The sequence below is a fragment of the Vreelandella azerica genome (assembly GCF_013112225.1).
GTDB lineage: Bacteria > Pseudomonadota > Gammaproteobacteria > Pseudomonadales > Halomonadaceae > Vreelandella > Vreelandella azerica.
In genome coordinates this window covers 229,107-251,137 of record NZ_JABFHI010000002.1, presented here as the reverse complement: position 1 = coordinate 251,137, position 22,031 = coordinate 229,107, and the positions used below count along the sequence as shown (strand labels likewise).

Below are 22,031 nucleotides of genomic sequence, written 5' to 3'. Positions count from 1 at the left end.
TCGTCCTTCGCTTTTGTTCTACTCTAGCTATCCTTAACAAACAGATAGCCTTTGCTGCGCACGGTCTTGATGCGATGCGGCTGGTGAGGGTCGTCACCAATCTTCGGGCGGATACGCGACACACGTACATCAATCGAACGATCCTGGCCATCATATTTGATACCGCGCAACTCAGTAAAAATTTCTTCCCGAGTCAGCACGTGGCCTGCATTGCTGGCGAGCAACCATAGCAGGTCAAATTCTGCGCTGGTCAGGTCAATGCGCTCTCCTGACAGCCAGGCCTCCCGGGTTGCGTTATCAATTTCAAGATTCTCAAAACGTAATCGAACTTCGCCAGTGGGCGATGGCTGGTCAGCTCGACGCAATAGGGCGCGCATCCGGGCCAGTAATACTCGTGGCTGAACCGGTTTGGAGACGTAATCATCAGCGCCCATTTCCAGGCCCAGCACCTGATCCAGGTCATCAGTGCGCGCCGTCATCATCATGATAGGGCCAGAAAAATTAGGCCGCACTCGCCGACATATTGATAACCCATCTTCTCCTGGCAGCATCAGATCAAGAACCACTAGATCCGGCTGCAAGGTCAGAATACGCTCTACCCCTTTGGCACCATCTGCCTCAAGCGATACCTGGAAACCATTGGCTTCCAGATAATCACGGGTCAGCTCAGCCAGGCGCTTATCATCTTCAATAATCAGCACATGATCCTGATCAGGAAAATCTGGAGCCACAGGCTCTTCATTGCCTAATTCCTCAAATCGCTTCTCTAAATCATCGACCATTTGTTTTATATACTCCACTTGAATCTTTTGCATTTCTTATATCAACCGCCAAAGAAACATCTGTTTACACTGTATCAGGATACCTGAAAAAGCCATATTCACCTGCTTTAATCGTCTTGAAATGCACATTTTTATTAGTTTCAGCCGATATATGACGCCTTGAATCCCTCTCGCCGGGCGACTAAGGTGGGAATGTCAAGAAATGTCAACTTTTAAGGAGGCAACGACAATGCCTGACAGCAAACCCAAAAGCATTATCAAACGTGTCTATGTCCCCACTCAGATTTACGACTTACCTAATGGCGAGCGTCTAAAAGTGCCCGGGCACTATAGAATGCCGGTAAAAGAAGACAATAACGAATAACCGTTCAAGATGCAGACCAAAGTACAGAAGGCAAGCGTCAATGCTTAGCTCCTGATAGAAACATCATTATCAACGGGCCTGAGGCTGGCTATCCCTTAGGCCCCAGCAGCAGCCAGATAATAAACCCGACCAGCGGGAAAAACAGCAGAATCAGGATCCATAACAGTTTGGATATGGCACCTGATGAGCTTTTGGCAACCTTGACAATGGCCCAAATCAGAATAACCAACCAGATCAGGCCCAGCAGCCCGCCTACTTCAATTCCCATTGTGTCTCTCTTCTCTGTTTAACGTAAAAAATAAAGTCAATCAGCCTGCCTCGACCTGCCGTCAACCGTCGCCATTTATTGCGATACCGCTTCTTCAGGAGGTCGAATTCTCATCTCGCCCTGCTGCATCTGAATATTGAGCAAGCCAAGAAAACTCATTCCCAGCAGCACGATATCCTGTTCGCTTTCCGGGCTGATCGAGCCCTGTACATCCGCCATATGAATAGCGCCCAAGCGCACCTCATCCAAGTGCGTCAAGGCCCCTTCGACCCGGCCATTAGCAGTGTTGAACCAGGTGCTGCGACCGGGTTCCAGGCCCAGTTCATCAGCCAGGTTGGCGGGCACAGCCACGTAGGTAGCACCGGTATCCAGCAAAAAAGTGACCGGCTGCCCGTTAATGAAACCTGGGGCTTCAAAATGGCCAGCACGATTACGTTTGAGCGTCAGCGGTTTGCCCGGCTCAGCAGTTTCCAGAATGTGCGTATTAGGATGCAGCATGGCTTGCCAGCCGCCATGAACCCACCAAGTGCCCACCGCCATTAGCAGCACCCAGAATAACAACATCATCATCAGGCTACTGCCATACTCGCGCCATCTCATTGTTTGTCTCTCCTGGCCGCCTAAAGTTTCAATAACAAACTCAAAGGCCGCGCCATTGCTGTGCCGCCTCACGGCCACGGCGCTCATTGACACCCATGCAGACCAAAATCGCCACTACAAACAGGAGCGCGCACAGCAGGATAGCTCCCTGCAGCCCCACCACCGCCTGTAGGCTGCCTAACATCACAATGCCCAGCACACCCGCCAGCTTGTTGGCCAACCCCCAGAAGCCAAAAAACTCCGCAGACTTGGAAAGCGGCGAAAACACCCCGACCAGGGCACGGCTGGCCGATTGGCTGGATCCCAGGCTTAAACCGGCCAGACACCCGACCACAAGAAAGACGTACTGTGCCTGCCATTGCCAGCCAAACTGATGGTTGACCAGAGCCGTGACCTGTGGCGTTGCCCAGATGGCGATAATCGCCGACACCCACAGCAGCAAGGTGATCTGGTAGGTGCGCTTGGCGCCAATACGATCCTGTACCCAGCCCAGCCCCACCGCGCCGGCAGCGGCGGTTATCTGAACAATGATAAACATGATATTACGGACACTTTCATCCCAGCCAATCACCTGAGCACCGTAGATAAACGCAAAGGCAATAATGATGTAGACCCCCGCCATTGAAAACAGCAGCGAGACAAGGAATCGGCTGAGATCCTGGAAGCGATGTAGTTCATGCAGAGTGGTGGTCACTCGCCGCCAGGCAATCTGGTGATAGTTAGTGGCCACCGACTGCGCCTGACCGCGTTCTTTCAGCCATACAAAGGTTGGAATAGCCGCCAGCAGAAAAAGCCTGCTGCAAAAGGCCCCACCCAGCGAATCCGCTCATAGTTTTCAGCGCTGGCCTCGCCCAGCACAATCAGGGTGAAGCCTGCCGCGCACAGGCCACCGATATAGCCCAGTGCCCAGCCAAAACCGGAAATTTTGCCCAGAAACTCCGGTGGGCCCAGTTCAGGCAAAAACGCGGCAATAAAGGACTCGCCCATGGAATAGGCATAATTGGACACGATGATCAGCAGCATCCCCAGCCATATATAGCCAGGTTCCACAAAGTAGAGCAGCGCCGTAGCAACCACTGTGGCCAGGTAACTGGCAAACAAGAAGCGCTTCTTCTCGGCGCGATAATCCATTATTGCACCGCACAGGGGCGCGGTTAGCACCACCAGCAGGAAGCTCACTGCCAGCGCTAGACTCCAGAGCAGGTTGGCAAGGCGAAAGTTATCGCCGCGATCACCGACGATAACGGTAGTGAACAGCTCGCCAAAGACCACGGTAATGATCAGCAAGGTGAAGGCCTGATTGGCAAAATCGAACATTGCCCAACCAAATATTTCACGCCGGGAGGCCAAACGGCGGCTCTCTGTCAGCAGGTTTCCAGCATAAGAGTCAGGAATCATTTCGTCAGCAATCATGTCAAGGAGTAAAGAACAGATGCGCCAGCACGGCGGCCAGCCCTACCAGTAGCGCTACCCCAACGGCAATGCTGACAGCCAAGTTCAACCAGCGGTCAAAGGCCCCTGAGGGTTGTGTTCGGCGAGTCGCTCCACGTCGTACTTGTCGCATCATCAATCACCCTGCCTGTCATTTATGTCCTGCGGCCGGCGTGTTTCACGCTACAAGCCAACGATCAGCGTCAACGCTCATCATATACAAGATCGGCACAAACAACAGCCGCATTAAACAGCGTGAACTTGTGCCTGAATTGAGGTTCCAATGGGTCGAGTAACCCATCTGGAGACAGGAATGCCACACAACGATCGCGAGCAGCGCAACGCCGCCTGGCAGGCAGCTAACCAATGGCGAGCACGCGCCGCCCAGACACGTCCCACCGGCCTACTGGGTTCCATCAAGCTGTTTTTATCTGGCTGGCGGTAGGCGCACTCATGCTGGTTGCCGTGCTGCTTGGGCTGGTGTTCATGCTGGTCGGTTGGGCCATGATGCCGTTTCTGCGTCGCAAGATGAACAAACGCATGGACGAGATACGCGCCCAGCAGGCCCAGGATATTGGCAGTGGCAGCGCTCACCGCGAAAGCCGCGCCTCCCAGCACACCCTGGAAGGCCACTATGAGGTCAAAAACGCAGACCGCGACCAACCCAACAAGCGGTCATGAAAGACTGGTTCTAAACCGGTGCATAAAACCATGCAAAGGCAGCCGCTAGCGTCAACGGCATGACGATCAGGCTGCCCAGGTTGCCGATCAACACCAGCGACGCGACGTGATGCGGCGATAGCTTATACTGTTCGGCGACCAGATAATTCAACACAGCAGGCGGTAAGGCTGCAAACACCAGTAACACCGCCAGTTGCAACGGATCAAGCGGTAATAACCACATCAACGGCAGGGCAATAACCAGCCCGGAAAGCGGGCAAAGCAACGCCCCCAACATGCCGGTGCGCCAGTCGCTGAAATCAATCTCCAAAAGACGTACCCCAAGGGCAAACAGCATCAGCGGAATACATATGCCGCCGAGCATGTGCATGGCCTCCAGCAACCAGCCCGGCAGTGGTACGCCTCCCATGTTGACCCCAAGCCCAAGCACACTGGCAAACACGATGGGCATTTTTAGCAGGCGCCACAGCGGGGTGCGCGGATCAAGCATGTAAAGCCCAACCGAAAATGCAGTAGCATCTCAACAATAAACACCACAACAGCCGCTGGCAGCGCCTGTTCGCCAAAAGCCAGTACGATCAACGGCACACCCATATTGCCGGAGTTGTTGAACATCATCGGCGGCAGGAAGGTTTTAACATCCAGCTTCAGCCATTTGACCAGCGGCCATAGCACCAGGCCAGAGCCCAGCACCACACAGGCGGCCGCCAGTGCCAGCCAAGCATAATCGGCTAGCGGCGCCTGGCGGTCAGCCAGCACGGCAAACACCAAAAGTGGAACAAACAGCTCCATATTGAGGGTGTTAAGACTGCGGATATCCGGCGTACGAAAACGTCCGTAAACGGCGCCGCATCCCGCAATCAAAAATACCGGGAGCAGAGTCGCCAGAATATGGTTAAGCACTTAGTTTTCCTCGCCCATAAAGTGAGCCCATAGCTGGCTGACGGTTTCCCGCTCCTCGGTAAAGGCATGGGCGTCAAGCACGGCTTTTTCGCCCGTCAGAGCAGCTCGGTGGGTGGTACTCCGATAAGCCAGATAAGCCTCTCGCAACTGCGCCGCTTCCTGCTGAGGCAGGTAGTGGCTTTGCTCCAAGGTTTCCAGAATACGGATATTGTCGCTATGGGTCAGTAAGGCGGGGGTCTTATGGGCAAATGCCAGGACAGCGTATTGGCAGATAAACTCGATATCCACCATGCCACCGGTATCCTGCTTGAGGTTGAAGGTATCGGCTTGCTTGCTGGCCAGATGATCACGCATCTTGTGACGCATCTTGACCACATCAGCGCGCAACGTCTCCCGGTCGCGAGGCTGAGCGAGGATATCACCGCGCAGCGTATTGAACTTGGTAGCCAGCTGTTCGTTGCCCGCCACCACCCGAGCGCGTACCAGGGCCTGATGCTCCCAGGTCCAGGCATTGTCGCGCTGGTAATCGGCAAAGGCGTCCAGCGAGGTGACCAATAGCCCAGCGTTGCCAGATGGGCGCAGGCGCATATCCACTTCATACAGGCTGCCCGCCGGGGTCACCGCCGTCAGAAGATGAATGACCCGCTGCCCCAGGCGGGTGAAAAACACTGGCGTATCAACCGGTCGCGGGCCATCCGTCGTCCCCTTGCCGTCGCTGTCATGCAGAAACACTAGATCCAGATCAGAACTGTAGCCAAGCTCGATACCCCCAGCTTGCCATAGCCGACAATCAGAAAATCCGGCGTTTCCTGCTGCATACCCTGGGGCGTGCCGTGCTTACGGGTCAGGTGCTTCCAAGCCATGGCCAGCACGGCATCCAGTATCACTTCAGCGATATAGGTCAGGTAGTCGCTGACCTTCATCAGGTGGCGGGTACCGGCAATATCCGATGCTGCCACATGCAGCGTCTGGGCATGCTTGAATACCCGCAGCGCTTCCAGCAAGGACTCTTCATCGTCCTCGGGAATACGGTTGAGCGTCTGGCGTAACTCATCGGCCAGGCGCGTTTTGTCAGCGGGCGTGTAGAGCGATTCCGGGGTTAACAGCTCATCGAGCAGAATCGGGTAGCGTGCCAGATGCTCGGCGATCCAGGGGCTGGCGGAACACAAATGCATCAGGTGTTCCAACGCATGAGGGTTTTCACGCAGCAGGGCCAGGTAGGCGGTACGCCGCAACACCGCTTCCAGCAGCGGCTGAACCCGCGGCAAGGCGGTATCGGGATGCTCGCTTTGCGCCAGGGCATCGAGCAACAACGGCATCAGGGCATCCAGACGCTCGAAACCAATCCGCTGCATATTTTGCACCTGACGGGAATGATATAGCTGGTGCAGCCGTTTCAGCGCCTCTGCCGGCTTGATAAAGCCAGCTTGTGCCAGCTTAGCCTCAGCCACCTCTTCTTCCAACTCACCGCGCCATAGCAAGCGCCACTGTTCCAGCGCCTGGGCATGACTGTCATGGGCGTCTTCAACGTCGTCTTCCGGGTCGGCAATCACGGCGTCAAAATGGCGACGCACCCGGGCACGCGTCTCATCCAGGCGCGCCATCACCGCTGGCCAATCCTCCATATCCAGGGCCAGAGCCACCCGCTCACGATCCAGATCATTATCCGGCAAGCGCTGGGTCTGGCGGTCTTCCATACCCTGCAGAATATGCTCAAGATCGCGTAAAAAAGCGTAATCCGGCAGTAGTTCATCCACCACTGGCTGAGGCAACAAGCCCAGATCCGGCAACCGCTTAAGCGCTTTGCGTAGCGAGGTGACCTGCAGCTCGGTATCCCGCCCGCCGCGAATCAGCTGAAAGGCCTGAACCACAAACTCGACCTCACGGATACCGCCAGGGCCAAGTTTGATATTGCCTTCGATGCCTTTGCGCTTGACCTCGCGGTTGATCATTGCCTTGAGTTCGCGCAGCGATTCAATCGCGCCAAAATCCAGATATTTGCGATATACAAAAGGCCGCAGACTGGCCAAAAGCTCGTCTCCGGCATCCAGCTCACCGGCCACCGGGCGGGCCTTGAGCATGGCATAGCGCTCCCATTCGCGGCCCTGATCCTGATAGTAGGCGGAAAGCGCGGCAAAACTGCCCACCAGAGGGCCACCATCGCCCAGCGGGCGCAGACGCATATCGACGCGAAAGGCAAAGCCGTCAGCAGTGACCGCATCCAGGGCGGCAATCAGCTTCTGACCCAGCTTGGTAAAATATTCCTGATGCTCCAATGACTTGCGCCCACCCTGGGTCTCGCCGTTTTCAGGGAAGGCAAAAATCAGGTCGATATCCGATGACAGGTTAAGCTCACCGGCACCCAGTTTCCCCATACCCAAAACAACCAGGCGCTGTTCACTGCCATCCGCGCGTTGGGCGGGGTACCCCCAGCGAGGCGCCAGAAAAGCTTCCAGCCAGCCAAGCGCTGCTTCCAGGCAAATCTCGGCAAGGGTCGTCACCGCCGCGGCGGTGTCCCACATGGAATAACCTGCGGGGCGGTTCAGATCCCGCCATACGATACCCAGCATGCGCGCGCGGCGAAAACGCCGAATGACGCTGTGCATGGCCGCTTCATCCTCGGCCTCATTAAGGCGCTCTGCCAGCCAGCTGGTCTGGGTATCGCGCTCCGGCGTAGCATCCAGCTCGCCCGCTGTATCCAGCTCAAACAGCACGTCAGGGGTACGTGCCAAAGTATCCAGGGCAAAGGTCGAGATGCTGATCACCCGCAAAAGTGCGGCCCAGCGTTCAGTGGATAACCCTGCCCAGTTTTCCGAAGGTAGTTCTTGCCCGCTCATTGAAGCAATGTTGTCTGCCTGGGTCAGGGCTTCGTTCAATCGCGTACGTGCCTGTTGCGCAGGCGGCTGTAAAGGCGTTGGCAGTGTATCAAGTGCTAAACAGCTATCATCCAGTTGCATGTTGTTCTCCTTAGGCCACGTTTGCGATTAGCCAAAAAATTTCTGCCAGGCCATTAGCCCCCAACACAGCCCCGCCAGCAGAAGCGCCAGCATCACGGCTGCCGAACCAATATCCTTGGCGCGCCCGGAAAGCTCGTGTTTTTCCGTGCCGATCCGATCAACCACGCTTTCGACCGCACTGTTCAGCAGCTCAGTGATCAAGACCACCAGGCAGGAGCCGATCAAGATCAGCCAGCTTATCGGGTCATCGGCAATCCACCAGGCCAAAGGCAGCAGTAAAACGCTAAGCACGACTTCCTGACGAAACGCGGCTTCATGGCGAAACGCCGCCTGCAACCCTTTAAGCGAATAGCGGGTTGAGTGCACCAGATGCTTCAAGCCTGTATGACTGGGTTTCATGGCGTTTCCTTGTGTCCTCTGGCGGGTTCAGATTGTCAGACACCGGTTGACCGGCATCAGTGGGTCAGAATCATGGCATCCAGATCCTGGGACAAAGGCGCCAACACATCTGACCAGCTTAAATAGGGCGTACTGGCATTACCATTGACCATAATACTGAACACCCCCAGCGCCCGGAGGCGGTGCGGAAATAACCGGCCGCCGCACGTACTGAAAACGGCTGATTGAGAGTGCCTGTCTTGATCATGACATTATTCTGGAAGGTATCCGAACCGCGCCGGATAAAGCGCATGACACCGTTCACCGGCGACTGGAAAGTGGCTACAAAACTGGGGAAAAGTGCTGTTTCATGAAACATGGACTCCAGCATCACATTGACCCCATGGGCGCTGGTGCGGTTGCTGGTGGTTAACCCACTGCCGCTTTCAAAGGTGGCCGAACCGTGGCCTGGCAAACTATTGGCAAAGCTTTCCAGCGCCTGCCCGGCCTGGCGCAACTCGGCCCTTGGCGTTTCCACCAGGTTAAGCGCCAGCACATCGGCCATATAATTGTTGGAGTAATTCATGGTGCGCAGCAAAAGCTCCTGCAGCGGCTTGCCATCCACAGCGGCCAGGGTTTGCGTCCACTGAGGCGGGCGCTCTGCGCTGATCCGAGGCGCATCTTTAATGGCGATCCCCGCGCGGGTAAGCATGGCATGTAAGGTTTGCGCAGTCTGCTCGGCGCTATCGCTGGCGCCGCGATAGATATCCCGAGCCCTGGCATTGGTAGATATCTGCCCGCTGATGCGCATCAGATCACCACTGGCGTCCGTTATACGCTCGGCGCTTAGCTCGGTACCACTGTTATCTGGCCGGGTGACGACGCCATTGTCGACGCGCACCAGGGACGATGGCCCATCGCAGTGGGTGATTCGGGCGGGCTGACCTGGCTGGGTGGCAGGCGCCACATTAACGCACCAGCTGCCGAAGTTGACTCCCGCCGATGACAGGGGTGCACTGTAGCTGTTGGCTACTCGGGTACGCGCTTCACAGCGGTCAGTGGTCAGGCATTTCACCGGTCCAAAACGCCACTGGTTAACCACCAGGGCACCGCGCACTTCACGCACACCTGTCTGTTGCAATCGCTGAACCAGACGCCACAGGTCTTCACTGGTCAAGCCGGGGTCGCCGCCGCCGTCAAATATCAGATCACCTTGCAGGACGCCATTGCCATCCAGCTCACCCAGGCTTGCCAGGCGTGAGGTGAAGCGATGCTGTGGGCCAAAACGGCTCAGCGCGGCTGCGGCCAGATACGCCTTGGTCACTGAAGCCGGCGAGCGTAACTCTTGCGGATTAATGCTCCCAAGCGTGGCCTTGGGCGCATCAATCAGGCGCGCTTCCGCGCTGATCGCAAAGCCTTTCTGCTGCAACTGGGCAAGGCGTGAAAAATCCGCCAACACCAGAGGGCTAATCAGCAGTGTGCTACCGGCCACCATTGCGCTGGCCAAGGCTAGCGCCAGCCAGCGGCCGAAAGAGGGCTTATCCGTGAACTGCTGCTTGCCGAACCTGTCCGTCTTCATATTAGCGCCTGCCCTCTAGCGGTTGTCAGTGTTATCACTCAATGCACGCTCATGTTTGAAAATACCTGCAGCACCACGACGCCTGAGACAATCAATACAAGGCCCAACACGCCTGGCAAATCCGGGCGTTCACCGAAGACCACCATACCGACCAGGGTCACCAGCACAATGCCCAGGCCTGCCCAGATTGCATAGGCCACCCCGACCGGTAGCACCCGCAGTGCCAGCCCAAGCAAGTAAAAGGCCAGCCCATAACCGAACACTACCAGAAGACTAGGCCATAGCCGGGTAAAGCCGTCAGAAGCTTTCAGCGCACTGGTCGCCACGACTTCAGCCACCACGGCGAGCACAAGATAAATAAAGGTCATCGCGATTCCAAAGCAACAGTGAGCCGCCACAGGGTCTGGCCACTGCGGGCATATTTCGCCTCGAAGGGCGTAAGGTAGTCGTTATGTGGATCGTGACAACAGATATCGGCCGTCTGACCGGTAACCTGAGCCACCGCTTGAGCAAATTCTTCCACATATATTGACCAGTTAGAGCGCACTTCCAGAAGCCCACCCAGTGCGAGCATGACGGGCAGCACAGGATGCCCTTGCCAGCGCATTTTCAGGTGGGCCGCCTTGGGATAGGGGTTAGGGTACAGCAGGTAGTGGCGTTGCGGCGCCCAGCCCGCATCCAGCGCTAACCGCCAGAAATCGACCAGATCCGCGCGTATCAGGCAGGCATTTTCCGGCACGACCCCATGCTCGCGCCCAAGCCGATCTGCGCTACGGTCTACCCCGATCACGGCATGGTCGGGAAAATCCTGTGCCAGCCGCCGGGTCGACAGCCCCACCCCGCAACCAGCGTCCAGGATCAGCGGCGCAGCCTGGGCCTGCAGCCATGCGGCAGCCTGTTCAAATGCCCGCTGATTATGAGCCGCCAAGGGTTTGCGCAGCGGGTGCTCAAGCGCACGCGCGACCCTGCGCCCCACGTCTTCATGCGGCCCTGTCTGATTGGAAATCACCGTCCTGGAAGCCTGCTGCATGGCGATTTTGCCCTTTGATTGCTAAAAAAAAGAAAGATTCTACCCGTCTGGCGGGGTTCCAGCATGACGCCATTGCATGCCCGGTGCTATGATCACTAGCCAGTCAATGACCAAGTTTATACAGCAGTCACCGACAAAACGCTGTGTCTGCTGGCGTATTCTGGTCACATCTTAACAATGTATTTATGACGTCTGTAATGACGCCTTAACCACTACCGCACCACGAGGACCCCGGCTTGTCACACTTACCGGTGATTGTCGGCATGGGCGGCATCAATCCCGCCGGCAGAACCTCGGGCCATCAGGCCTTTCGCCGCACCGTACTTGATGCACTCCCAGCCGAACAGCAACGTCAGACACTGCACAGCCTGGCAGCCTTGATGCGTCTTGATACATCGGCTGAGGGCACGCCGATGCCGGATGCTGAACTGCGCGACGCTGTGCTTCGTCACACCTTGATCCGCCGCAACGAAGACCCGCGCTTCAATGCGCCAGGAATGCCTGCCAACCGTCGTGCATCAATGACGTTGGACACCCCTTTGCGCTTTGAACTCCGACGCCGCGAGCTGCCCGACCACCTGCCTGCCCATTGGCAAGTGCGCGAGCTAGACTCAAGGCGCGTTGAAGTCAGTGTTCCTGCGGGTGATTTCAACGTGCTGCTGCCAGACAGACAAATGCCCCGCGTCTGCGCAGCAGGCCAGTTACCCAGCGGCTTTGACCCGGCCGCCCTGTATCGTAGCGTGCATCACCCGCGCGGGCTTTCCATGGCCATTTTCAGCGCCAGCGACTGCCTGGGCGCCAGCGGTTTCGAGTGGGAAAGCCTACGCCAACAGCTGGACCCTGACCAGATTGCGGTTTATGCCGGCAATTCCATTGGCCAGCTGGATGAGCAAGGCTGGGGTGGGTTGCTGAAGAGCCTGGTCAGCGGCCAGCGCGCCACCTCCAAACAAATGCCGCTTGGTTATGGCCAGATGCCGGCTGACTTCCTCAATGCCTATGTGCTGGGCAGCGTAGGCGGCACAGGAGCAGCGCTTGGCGCCTGCGCCAGCTTTCTTTACAACCTGCGCCTGGGCATCGACGATATTCGCGCCGGACGACGTCGGGTAGTCATGGTCGGCACTGCCGATGCGCCGATTACGCCGGAGATCATCGAAGGCTTCCGCGCCATGGGCGCCCTGGCCGACGATGAAAGCCTCAAGGCGCTGGACGCCATCAGCCTGCTCAGCGACACCGATTACCAGCGCGCCTGCCGCCCCTTTGCACGTAACTGCGGGTTTACCATGGCGGAATCTAGCCAGTTCGTCATGCTGATGGATGACGGCCTGGCGCTGGAAACCGGCGCCGATATTCTCGGTGCTGTGCCCGAGGTGTTTGTCAACGCTGACGGCTACAAACGCTCGATTTCGGCGCCGGGCATCGGCAACTATATTACCCTAGGCAAGGCCGCCTCTCTGGTGCGCAATATACTAGGTGAACAAGCCCTCCAACAGCGTACCTATCTGCATGCCCACGGCACCAGTACGCCCAAGAACCGCATTACTGAATCTCACGTCTTTGATGAAATTGCCCGCGCCAACGGCATTACCCAGTGGCCGGTCGTGGCCGTCAAAGCGTTTGTCGGTCATTCGCAAGGGTCTGCCGCTGGTGATCAGCTGGTCAGCGCTCTGGGCAGCTTTGCCTATAAACTGCTGCCAGGCATTCCCACCCTGGATGCCGTGGCTGACGATGTCTATGCCGAACGCCTGAGCTTTTCGTCAACCAGCCGAGCATTTAAGGCAGATGCAACCTTTATCAACGCCAAGGGCTTTGGTGGCAACAACGCCACCGGCGTGGTGCTATCGCCTGACGTCACCGAGCGCCTGCTGGTACAGCGCCACGGTGAGGCCGCCGTCAGCGCCTGGAAGACGCGCCGTGACAGCGTGCTCAGTGCTGCCGCCGATTATCTGAGCCAGGCGGATCTGGGCCATTACCAGCCGCGTTACCAGTTTGGCGAACAGGTGCTGGAAGGGCCAGAGCTTGAGATTCATGCTGACCACATTACGATACCCGGCTACCAACAGGCCGTATCATTGAATGTCGATAACCCCTTCGGCCAACTGTCTGATCCATTTTTTGAAGACCCATCGCCAGAGGACGCGTCATCGTGATGAATATCGCCGTCTACCCAGGCACCTTCGACCCGATCACCAATGGCCACTTTGACCTGATCGAGCGCGGCGCGCGGATGTTCGACAAAGTCGTCATCGCCGTTGCGGAAAGCCCAGGCAAGCGCCCCACGCTTGAACTGGCGACCCGCAAGACGCTGGCTGCCACCGTATGTGCCAAGCTTGATAACGTCGAGGTCATCGGCTTTTCCTCGCTGTTGACCACCATGATGTATGAGCAGAAGGCCACTATCATCCTGCGCGGGCTACGAGCGGTGTCAGACTTCGAATATGAACTTCAACTGGCCAATATGAACCGCGCCCAGAATCCTGAGCTGGAAAGCGTCTTTCTCACCCCGGCGGTGGAAAATTCGTATATCTCGTCGACTATCGTGCGTGAAATCGCCAAGCTCGGCGGAGATATCTCGCCAATGGTACATCCTCAGGTCGCACAGACACTGTATAGGCACTACAATAGTTGACCACTAGTGTATTGTTGAGTAAAACACTCAGGTATATGCCACTGGCCATTCCAGTGGCAAGACCTTACGCGAGGTAACCCCATGGCCCTGATGATTACCGATGAGTGCATCAACTGCGATGTCTGCGAACCGGAATGCCCCAATGACGCCATCTCGCCCGGCGAGGAAATCTATGTGATCGACCCTAATCTGTGTACCGAGTGCGTAGGCCATTACGATGAGCCGCAGTGCCAGCAGGTATGCCCGGTTGATTGCATCCCCCTCGACCCCGACAAGCGCGAGACCCACGATGAGCTGATGGAAAAGTACCACCGCGTCACCGATAAATAAGCGACCACCGCCCAATCTGATCTGATCGCCAACGTGACACCCCGCTCATCTGCTCTACCCCGCCAGCGCATCTGGGCGCTGGCGTGGCCGATTATTCTTTCCAATATAACTGTCCCGCTGCTGGGGCTGGTGGATACCGCTGTGGTTGGCCATTTGCCGGATGCCCGCTATCTGGCATCAGTTACCCTGGGCGCTACCCTGTTCAGCTTTCTTTATTGGGGGTTTGGGTTTCTGCGCATGGGCACTACGGGGCTGACCGCCCAGGCGGTGGGACGGGAAAGCGATAGCGAGGTGCGCAACCTGCTGGGCCAGGCGCTGATCATGGCGGCGGTCATTGGCGTTTTACTGATTGCCTTCGCCGCTCCGCTGGTATCCCTGGGGCTATGGCTGCTCGATGGCAGCGCAACGGCTACTCCGCTGGCACGGGAATACGCCGAAATACGTATTTATTCAGCGCCTGCGGTGCTGGCCAATTACGCCATTCTGGGCTGGTTTCTCGGCCAGCAGAATTCCCGCGTCACCCTGATGATTTTAGTGCTCACCAACAGTGTCAATATTGTGCTAGACATCTGGTTCGTGGTCGGGCTGGGGATGACCACAGACGGCGTCGCCTGGGCCAGTGTGCTGGCCGACTATTCGGCGCTGCTGCTGGGGGTTTATCTGATTAGCCGTCAGCTCAAGCTGCTTGACGGATATTTCCTTAAAAGCCAGCTACTCGCCCTGAGCGCTTACCGGGCGCTATTTCATGTCAATGCGCATCTTTTTGTGCGCACCCTGGGGCTGCTGTTTGCCATGGCTTTTTCACCTCTCAAGGTGCCCGCCAGGGAGATACCATATTGGCAGCCAATGCGGTTTTACTGCAGTTCATCCTGCTGGTCAGCTACGCGCTGGATGGCTTTGCCCACGCTGCAGAGTCACTGGTCGGGCGCGCCTTTGGCAAACGCGACTGGGCGGCCTTTGCCGCCACCATCAAGGCGGCGGCACGTTTTTCCTTCTGGACGGCCCTGGCTGCTTCACTGGCCTTTGCCCTGGGCGGCAATGCGCTGATTGCCTTACTCACAGGCCTGCCCGAGGTGCGCGAAACCGCGGCGGTTTACCTGCCGTGGATGGTGGTAATGCCTCTGCTGGCCGTCTGGAGCTACCTGCTGGATGGCGTGTTTATCGGCACCACGGCGGTAAAGGAAATGCGCAACAGCATTTTTATCGGCCTGGCGGTTTACCTGCCTGCCTGGTGGCTTTCCCAACAGTTTGGGGATTGGCACAACCATGGCCTGTGGCTAGCCTTTACGCTTTTTACCCTGGTGCGCTCCGCTGTGCTGCTGGGCTATTACCGCCATTATCGGCTGACCCGCTGGCACGACTGACGCCTCACTGGCGATGGACAAGACAGGCAAAACTCGATTAACGTTAACCTCTTAACAATTGTTGAACGTCGCCAGAACCTCGAACCCAACGACCCAACGTCCAATAACGAGAAGCGAGCACGCCATGTTGAAGATGATTTCGCGACCCGCTGTCAAGCTGGTCGAACGTTATCTGCCTGACCCTTATATTTTTGTTCTGTTGCTTACCATTATTGCAGCGGTTGCCGCCATTGCGGTTGAGCGCCAGACGCCTCTGGCGGTATTGCGTATGTGGGGCGACGGTTTCTGGAATTTGCTGACCTTCTCCATGCAGATGCTGCTGGTGCTGGTCACCGGTTTTATGCTGGCAAGCTCGCCGCCGGTTAAGCGTCTGCTGCAGAAGCTGGCAAGCGTCGCCAAAAGCCCGGGGGCGCCATCCTGCTGGTCACCTATGTCTCCCTGGCCGCCAGCTGGATCAACTGGGGCTTTGGCCTGGTCGTCGGTGCGCTGTTTGCCAAGGAGCTGGCCAAGCTGATCCGCGTAGATTACCGCCTGCTGGTAGCCAGTGCCTATTCAGGCTTTGTAGTCTGGCACGGCGGCCTGGCGGGCTCAGTGCCTTTGACCATCGCCACTGACGGCCATTTTACGGCTGACCAGATTGGCGTGATTGGCACCGGTTCCACCATCTTCGCCTTTTTCAACCTGGCCATCGTAGCCTGCATGTTCATTGCGATTCCGCTGGTCAACCGCCTGATGCTGCCGGATGAAAAAGACAGCGTCTACATTGACCCCAAGCGGCTCACTGATGATACAGACGAACTACGTGTGCGGATGACCCGCCCGGCGGAGCGTCTGGAAAACAGTGTCACGCTGGCCTGGCTGGTAGGGATTCCGGGGCTTTTGTTTCTGCTGGATCACTTTATCCTGCGCGGTGGCGGTCTCAACCTCAACGTAGTGAACTTCCTGTTCCTGTTTCTGGCCATTGTGCTACATCGCACCCCCGCAGCCTGCTGACCAGCCTGCATGAAGCCATCAAGGGCGGCGCGGGTATCGTTATCCAGTTCCCGTTCTACGCGGGCATCATGGCGATTATGGTGCAGTCGGGGCTGGCCACCAGCATGTCGGAATGGCTGGTCTCCTTTGCCACCGAGACCTCCCTGCCCTTCTGGACTTTTCTCAGCGCGGGTATTGTCAATCTCTTCGTGCCCTCCGGTGGTGGCCAGTGGGCCGTTCAGGCGCCGGTGATGCTGCCTGCCGCTGAGGCGCTTGGCGCTGATATTCCGCGTATTGCCATGGCGGTGGCCTGGGGCGATGCCTGGACCAATCTGCTGCAACCCTTCTGGGCACTGCCGGTACTGGCAATTGCTGGCCTCAAAGCCAAGGACATCATGGGCTTCTGCCTGATCCAGCTGTTTATCACCGGTGCGATTATTTCCGCAGGCCTGGTGTGGTTCTAGGGAGCATATGATGCCGACACAAACACCGGAACGGGAGGCACAGCCTCCCGGCCAGCGAGACCTTTCAATGACGGTGCTGATGACACCTGATATGGCCAACTTTAGCGGCAAGGTACACGGCGGAGCTATCCTGAAAAAACTTGATGAGGTTGCCTACGCCTGTGCCAGCCGCTATTCCGGCCACTATGTGGTGACCCTCTCAGTGGATCAGGTGCTGTTCAAGCAGCCTATTCATGTCGGCGAGCTGGTCACTTTTCTGGCCTGCGTCAATCACGTTGGGCGCTCGTCGATGGAAATTGGCATCAAGGTAGTGGCCGAGGATATTCGTAACAAGATGATTCGCCATACCAACAGCTGCTATCTCAGCATGGTCGCGGTCGACAAGCAGGGCAAACCTGCGCGTGTTCCTCCACTAACGCTGGAAACACCCCTGCAGAAACTGCGTTTTGAAAAAGCCGAACTGCGCAAGAAGTTGCGAAAACAGGCCGAACAGGAAGAAGCCCAAACCCACCGCGACCATCAGGCTGCCCAGCAGTAACATCTGGCGCTGACATTAGCTGATACCCAAGGAGCTATGATGAACGATATCGTCCTCGATGAACGGCTTGAGGCAGACACCTTCCCCGTCACTGAGCTGCCGCTTTGTCGCGTTCTGTTGATGAATGACACCCGCTTTACCTGGGTGATTCTGGTCCCGCGTCAGCCAGGCGCCAGTGAAGTGTTCGACCTGGATGAGCAAAGCCAGCAGCAGCTCTGGCGAGAGGCATCCGCACTGGGAGCGGCCATGAAGGAAGCCTTTGAAGGCGACAAGATCAATATTGCCGCTTTGGGCAATATGGTCAGCCAGCTACATGTCCATATCATCGTGCGCCATAAAAACGATGCGGCCTGGCCGGGGCCGGTATGGGGCTTTGGTAGCGCCGAACCCTACACCCCTGATCAACAGGCCAGCGTGCGAGCCCAGCTATTGGCTGAAATTGAAAGTTTGAACCTGACCGATAACTGAATCAGTTAACGACTTGATCAGTTAACGACCTAGCCAGTTAACGGATTCGCACTGCGCGTCGGCTCATTGAGCAGCGGCGAACCCACGGGCTGAGTGGCGCTGCTGGCGAACAGCGATAACCCAAGCACTACAATCACGCTGCCCCCAGCCAAGGCCAGCCAAGCGGCCAACCGTTGCCCCAGCTGGCGCTGCTGACCTGCCAGCCTGCGCTTGGCCCAGTCGCGGGCAAAAATAGTCGCCAGTGCCAACATCGAGACCGTCAAACCAGTGCCCAGCGACATCGCCAGCACCGCCGCCATGCCCAGCAGCACATTGCCCAGCAGGCTCGCAGCACCCACCATCAGTACGGCACCACTGCAGGGGCGAATACCGATAGCCAATACCGTCATCAGGGCGGTGCGCTTGTCCAGCGCCTGTTCAGGCTCAATATGATGGGCGCCATGGCAGCAGTGATGGTGAGCCCCTGGCTCATGACTATGATCATGACCCGCAGAGGATGATTCACTCCGGGGAGCATAAGCCGCCCGCAGTTGACTGACGGCACGCCAGCATAGCCAGCCGCCCAGAGTTGCCACCAGCAGAAAACTGATATGCTCGACCGTTGCGACACTGCCCATAGCCTGCCGGGTCACCCAGCCCAGAATGTAAACCAGTACCACCACCAGCAGGATAGCCGTCACTCCTTGCATCAGCGCTGCCGCAAACGACAACCCCAACGCTCGGTGTAATCCGCCGCCGTGGGAGGCCAGATAGGTAGAAAGCACTGCCTTGCCATGCCCCGGACCTGCGGCATGAAAAACCCCATAGCCAAAACTCACCCCCAACAGCACTCCCCAGGTAGCGGCCGTTGGCGCCTGAGCAAGCTCGGTAATCGCCAGGGTCAGGGAACGATGCAGATCACGCTGCCAGGCCAACAGCTGGTAACTCAGCGTCTGAAAAGTATCGGTTGAAAGCATGTATCCAAGCAGGCCAATACACACGATCAGCACGGCGAAAAGGGGAAAATAGCGAGATATTACCGGCATGGCAGCTTCCTGACAGTCAATCGGCACATTCGTTATATTATAATAAGAAAGCCATAATCACTCATCGTCAACAGCGAAAATAGCTAGCGACAATCAATCAAGCCTGTTTCAGCAAAGTAGCGCCCCAGCCCTGGCTCTCCCTGCTCATCAGCATCCAGCAGTGCCGCGCGCATCACCACCTCAGGGTCCGGGTCTGCTGCTTTCACGCTCAAGGCGCATTCCGGCATTTCCTGCTGCAGCGTCAAGGCATCGTCGTTGATACGCTGCTGAGTATCCGCCTCATGTACCATCTCAAGGTAATAGGTAGGGTCAAATACCTGATAGGCCAGCTGAGCATCTGCTAGGGGCTGCGGCTCGATGAGCGGCAGGCGAAACATGAACACTAGCCGACCATCGCTGACACGGGTGGTGTATTCGCTGACGTCACCTGTATCAATCGCCTTGCCATCAAGGTGTATCTCAGTAAAGTAATCCATGGGAGCCAGGTTATCGCGAATCTCATGCCCCAACTCTGCCAAGCCTTGCTCCATACTTGCCCCTTCCACCTGGCCCAACTCTTCCATCACTACCAGGCTATAGAAAGGGTCCATGCGCCAGCGTTGTTCAAGCGCGATCACTCTACCCTGCTCATCACTGATCACCTTGATACTCAGATCAATCCAGCCATGCGGATGAGCCAGCGCTACCGGTGACCCTAACAACAAGGTGCTGAGCACCACCATCACACAAAAGAACCGCTGTATTTTCCAGTACATGTAAAAAGCCTTATCGAAGTTCACCGGAATGCCTGTAGTACGATGTTACCTTGACAGGGCAGCTATCCTTAAGTGAAAAACATTCAGCGCATGAGTGCCTGTTGTAACTGCTGGCAGAAGGAGGCGTCGCTGGCGCTATAGGCTTCACGCAGACTCCCTCGACCATCAAAGCGGCGAATGTCCCGAGCGATACGTATGCTTGCTTCATCAACCACCAAGGTGACATCTTCCACTTCTCTGGCAGCACCGTGGCGCTCGCTTCCCAGCCGAGTCCCAATGCCCAACCCGAAAGTACTGCTACCGCCACCGCCAAATCCACCAAACATACTCAATCCGCCGAGCAGTCCACGAGCATCAAAGCCATCGTCATAGTCGCGCAGTGGACGATCCCGGCGCGCACTGATAATACCGAGGCTTCCATCGGCACTACGCAGGGTAAACCCAAGCTCATCTAGTACGTTAACGCTTTGACGCATCATCTGTTCAACGTTTTTCGTCTTTGTGTCGTAAGCAAAATGACATTCTTTAGCAGGCGCTGATTCTGCTGGCGCGCGTAAGTCTGGCGAGGTCTGGCAACCGGCCAGTGCCAGCATGGCAAAACTGATAGTCATAGCACGTTTCATAATTTCTTCCTTGTTAACGTCCGATGAATGAACCGAGTTGATCTCCCTGCAAATATGCGCGTTACTTTCAGGCAATGTTTTCAGACACTGTGATTGATGAATCGTGCCTCAATATGATCAGGGAGTTTCACATGCATATCCTATTCTGCCCGGACAGCTACAAAGAGGCCCTCAGCGCGGAACAGGCGGCCGAGGCCATGGCCCGGGGCGCCCGTAAAGCCGTTCCACAGGCGGATATTATCTGTTGTCCGATGGCCGACGGCGGTGAAGGCAGCCTTGAGGCGCTGATTGCCGCCACCGGTGCCAAACGCATGAGCACTCAGGTTCAGGATGCCCTGGGACGCCCTGTTAACGCCACCTGGGGATGGCTGGAGGCCCAGCGCACCGCCTACATTGAGCTGGCAGAAGCCAGTGGACTTCAGCAGCTCAAGCTCGCGGAGCGGGATGCCCGTATCACCTCCACCTATGGGGTTGGCGAGCTGCTGCTGGCAGCGCTTGACCAGGGTGCTGAACATGCCCTGCTGCTGCTTGGTGGCAGCGCTACCAATGACGCAGGCGCCGGTATGCTCTGCGCCCTGGGTGCCAGGCTACTGGATACCAAGGACGAAATGCTCCCCCAGGCGGCGCCGCTCTTGAAGGGCTTGCAACTCTTGATCTGAGCGGCATGGATAAGCGCCTTACAAATCTTAAGGTCGATGCCGCTGTAGATGTCGACAACCCCTTGCTGGGGCCACAGGGGGCCAGTGCCATTTTTGGCCCCCAGAAAGGTGCCACCCCAGATCAGGTTGAGGGTCTCGACAAGGCGCTGGCACACTTTGCGGACATCAGCGCTGAGCACCTGGGGAGCGACCTTCGCACCCTGCCAGGCGCTGGCGCAGCCGGTGGCATGGGATTCGCTGTACGCACCTTTCTGGGCGCCAGGTTAAAGCCCGGCATTGAGCTGATCATGGATCAGGCAGGTATGGCTGAGCACCTGGCCTGGGCCGATCTGGTGGTGACCGGTGAAGGCCGCCTGGACGGCCAAAGCATGGCGGGCAAAACGCCAATCGGGGTCGCAAGGGCGGCCAAACGGGCAGGCAAGCCGGTCATCGTGCTGACAGGCAGCCTGGGTGACGGCTGGCAGGCAGCCTATCAACAGGGCGTGACTGCCGCCTTTGCCCTAGCGGATGGCCCCATGAGCCTAGCCGATGCCATGGCACGGACAGCCCCCTTACTTGAAGACCGCTGTGAAAGCCTGCTGCGACTTTGGGTCGCAGGCCCTTGAAAGTCCATTGTTACGCTAGCATGTAAAGATGTTATAAGCGCAAGACAGCTTTTACGCTCAATAGTCATCATTGCTTGAAAAAACGACCAAGGAGATACCATGACAGATACCAACAGCATTGGCCTACATTCCGGTAACGCTAGCCAGCTGGCTGAAAAACTCAACCATCTGCTGGCTAATTATCAGATTTTTTACATGAATGTGCGTGGCTATCACTGGAACGTTAAAGGCAGCGAGTTCTTTCAACTGCATGACAAATTTGAAGAGCTCTACACCGATTTGCTGGTCAAGGTGGATGAGGTAGCCGAGCGCATCCTGACCCTCGGTCACCAGCCAGTACACGCCTATTCTGACTACATGACGCTTTCCAGCATTCAGGAAGACAAGAACGTCAGCGACGGCCAGACCTGCGTTAAAGGCGTGCTCAAAGGTTATCAGACGCTGATTGAGCTGCAGCGTGAAGTATTGGCATTGGCCTCGGATGCCGACGATGAAGGCACTGCTGCCCAGGCAGGCGATTACATTCGCGAGCAGGAAAAAACCGTCTGGATGCTGGGCGCCTATCTTGCCAAATAATCAGCTTGGCCAATAATCACCTCAGTAGGTGAGCGAGTCTGAAACAGCAGCAG

19 protein-coding genes and 7 pseudogenes are annotated in these 22,031 nt (G+C 57.0%); 12 read left to right on the top strand and 14 right to left on the bottom strand.

Translation table 11 applies throughout. The features are described from left to right. Positions 1-23: 23 nt before the first annotated feature. Positions 24-782, bottom strand: a complete 759-nt coding sequence (locus tag HLB35_RS05265) for a winged helix-turn-helix domain-containing protein (RefSeq protein ID WP_171701784.1) — start codon at positions 780-782, stop codon at positions 24-26. Between the two features lie 202 nt (positions 783-984). Between HLB35_RS05265 and HLB35_RS05260 the strand changes: the two genes are divergently transcribed. Beyond that, entirely contained in the window at positions 985-1,146 is a 162-nt protein-coding gene (locus HLB35_RS05260; RefSeq protein ID WP_171701613.1) for a hypothetical protein, read from the top strand. 88 nt (positions 1,147-1,234) lie between these two features. Here the strand turns inward: HLB35_RS05260 and HLB35_RS05255 are convergent, their stop codons facing one another. The 4 genes and pseudogenes from HLB35_RS05255 to HLB35_RS05240 form a co-directional block, all read right to left on the bottom strand. Further along, positions 1,235-1,414, bottom strand: a complete 180-nt coding sequence (locus HLB35_RS05255; protein ID WP_171701783.1) for a PLDc N-terminal domain-containing protein — start codon at positions 1,412-1,414, stop codon at positions 1,235-1,237. Positions 1,415-1,489: 75 nt separating this feature from the next. Further along, positions 1,490-2,014 (bottom strand): retropepsin-like aspartic protease family protein, encoded by a 525-nt coding sequence (locus HLB35_RS05250; RefSeq protein WP_171701782.1) that lies wholly within the window; start codon positions 2,012-2,014, stop codon positions 1,490-1,492. Positions 2,015-2,054: 40 nt separating this feature from the next. Then, positions 2,055-3,331 (bottom strand): annotated as a pseudogene (locus tag HLB35_RS05245) (MFS transporter). A gap of 97 nt (positions 3,332-3,428) precedes the next feature. Continuing rightward, a complete protein-coding gene (locus HLB35_RS05240) occupies positions 3,429-3,581 on the bottom strand; it encodes a hypothetical protein (protein ID WP_216601410.1) in 153 nt (50 codons plus the stop codon). 177 nt (positions 3,582-3,758) lie between these two features. Here HLB35_RS05240 and HLB35_RS18225 point away from each other — a divergent pair, with 177 nt between their 5' ends. Both HLB35_RS18225 and HLB35_RS18220 read left to right on the top strand, forming a co-directional pair. Then, entirely contained in the window at positions 3,759-3,890 is a 132-nt protein-coding gene (locus HLB35_RS18225; RefSeq protein WP_328731130.1) for a hypothetical protein, read from the top strand. A gap of 8 nt (positions 3,891-3,898) precedes the next feature. Then, positions 3,899-4,126: a hypothetical protein gene (locus HLB35_RS18220; protein WP_328731128.1), complete on the top strand. Its 228-nt coding sequence runs from the start codon at positions 3,899-3,901 to the stop codon at positions 4,124-4,126. Positions 4,127-4,136: 10 nt separating this feature from the next. Here the strand turns inward: HLB35_RS18220 and HLB35_RS05230 are convergent. The 6 genes and pseudogenes from HLB35_RS05230 to trmB all read right to left on the bottom strand — a co-directional run bounded on the left by HLB35_RS05230 (position 4,137) and on the right by trmB (position 10,973). Next, positions 4,137-5,029: pseudogene (locus HLB35_RS05230) on the bottom strand (AEC family transporter). Further along, positions 5,030-7,986, bottom strand: a pseudogene (gene glnE / locus HLB35_RS05225) (bifunctional [glutamate--ammonia ligase]-adenylyl-L-tyrosine phosphorylase/[glutamate--ammonia-ligase] adenylyltransferase). It abuts the pseudogene before it with no gap. 27 nt (positions 7,987-8,013) lie between these two features. Continuing rightward, entirely contained in the window at positions 8,014-8,385 is a 372-nt protein-coding gene (locus HLB35_RS05220; protein WP_171701781.1) for a diacylglycerol kinase, read from the bottom strand. 56 nt (positions 8,386-8,441) lie between these two features. Then, a pseudogene (gene dacB, locus HLB35_RS05215) lies at positions 8,442-9,859 on the bottom strand (D-alanyl-D-alanine carboxypeptidase/D-alanyl-D-alanine endopeptidase). 122 nt (positions 9,860-9,981) lie between these two features. Then, positions 9,982-10,311, bottom strand: a complete 330-nt coding sequence (locus tag HLB35_RS05210) for a DMT family transporter (protein ID WP_171701780.1) — start codon at positions 10,309-10,311, stop codon at positions 9,982-9,984. Beyond that, complete coding sequence (trmB, locus tag HLB35_RS05205) at positions 10,308-10,973, bottom strand: tRNA (guanine(46)-N(7))-methyltransferase TrmB (RefSeq protein ID WP_171701779.1); 666 nt, start codon at positions 10,971-10,973, stop codon at positions 10,308-10,310. Before trmB ends, HLB35_RS05210 begins: the two co-directional genes overlap by 4 nt. Before the next feature lie 263 nt (positions 10,974-11,236). Between trmB and HLB35_RS05200 the strand changes: the two genes are divergently transcribed. The 7 genes and pseudogenes from HLB35_RS05200 to HLB35_RS05170 all read left to right on the top strand — a co-directional run bounded on the left by HLB35_RS05200 (position 11,237) and on the right by HLB35_RS05170 (position 17,735). After that, complete coding sequence (locus HLB35_RS05200) at positions 11,237-13,120, top strand: beta-ketoacyl synthase (protein ID WP_171702155.1); 1,884 nt, start codon at positions 11,237-11,239, stop codon at positions 13,118-13,120. After that, a complete protein-coding gene (gene coaD / locus HLB35_RS05195; protein WP_171702154.1) occupies positions 13,120-13,599 on the top strand; it encodes a pantetheine-phosphate adenylyltransferase in 480 nt (159 codons plus the stop codon). The genes HLB35_RS05200 and coaD overlap by 1 nt, the downstream gene beginning before the upstream one ends. Before the next feature lie 81 nt (positions 13,600-13,680). Further along, positions 13,681-13,929: a YfhL family 4Fe-4S dicluster ferredoxin gene (locus tag HLB35_RS05190; RefSeq protein ID WP_171701778.1), complete on the top strand. Its 249-nt coding sequence runs from the start codon at positions 13,681-13,683 to the stop codon at positions 13,927-13,929. 33 nt (positions 13,930-13,962) lie between these two features. Then, positions 13,963-15,293 (top strand): annotated as a pseudogene (locus tag HLB35_RS05185) (MATE family efflux transporter). A gap of 124 nt (positions 15,294-15,417) precedes the next feature. After that, positions 15,418-16,729 (top strand): annotated as a pseudogene (locus HLB35_RS05180) (short-chain fatty acid transporter). Positions 16,730-16,739: 10 nt separating this feature from the next. Beyond that, the gene (locus HLB35_RS05175) at positions 16,740-17,267 is read left to right on the top strand and encodes an acyl-CoA thioesterase (RefSeq protein WP_171701777.1); all 528 of its coding nucleotides are present in this window, start codon (positions 16,740-16,742) and stop codon (positions 17,265-17,267) included. Between the two features lie 39 nt (positions 17,268-17,306). Beyond that, on the top strand, positions 17,307-17,735 hold the full coding sequence (locus HLB35_RS05170) for an HIT domain-containing protein (protein ID WP_171701776.1): 429 nt from the start codon (positions 17,307-17,309) through the stop codon (positions 17,733-17,735). 29 nt (positions 17,736-17,764) lie between these two features. Here the strand turns inward: HLB35_RS05170 and HLB35_RS05165 are convergent, their stop codons facing one another. The 3 genes from HLB35_RS05165 to HLB35_RS05155 form a co-directional block, all read right to left on the bottom strand. Beyond that, positions 17,765-18,760: a nickel/cobalt transporter gene (locus tag HLB35_RS05165; RefSeq protein ID WP_171701775.1), complete on the bottom strand. Its 996-nt coding sequence runs from the start codon at positions 18,758-18,760 to the stop codon at positions 17,765-17,767. An 83-nt stretch (positions 18,761-18,843) separates the two neighbouring features. Continuing rightward, positions 18,844-19,515: a DUF1007 family protein gene (locus HLB35_RS05160; RefSeq protein ID WP_171701774.1), complete on the bottom strand. Its 672-nt coding sequence runs from the start codon at positions 19,513-19,515 to the stop codon at positions 18,844-18,846. A gap of 83 nt (positions 19,516-19,598) precedes the next feature. After that, positions 19,599-20,138, bottom strand: coding sequence for a hypothetical protein (locus tag HLB35_RS05155; protein ID WP_171701773.1), 540 nt, complete (start codon positions 20,136-20,138; stop codon positions 19,599-19,601). A 74-nt stretch (positions 20,139-20,212) separates the two neighbouring features. On the opposite strand from HLB35_RS05155, the pseudogene HLB35_RS05150 reads away from it, so the two are divergent. Both HLB35_RS05150 and HLB35_RS05145 read left to right on the top strand, forming a co-directional pair. Further along, a pseudogene (locus tag HLB35_RS05150) lies at positions 20,213-21,402 on the top strand (glycerate kinase). 99 nt (positions 21,403-21,501) lie between these two features. Further along, the gene (locus HLB35_RS05145) at positions 21,502-21,978 is read left to right on the top strand and encodes a Dps family protein (RefSeq protein WP_171701772.1); all 477 of its coding nucleotides are present in this window, start codon (positions 21,502-21,504) and stop codon (positions 21,976-21,978) included. Positions 21,979-22,031: the final 53 nt, after the last annotated feature.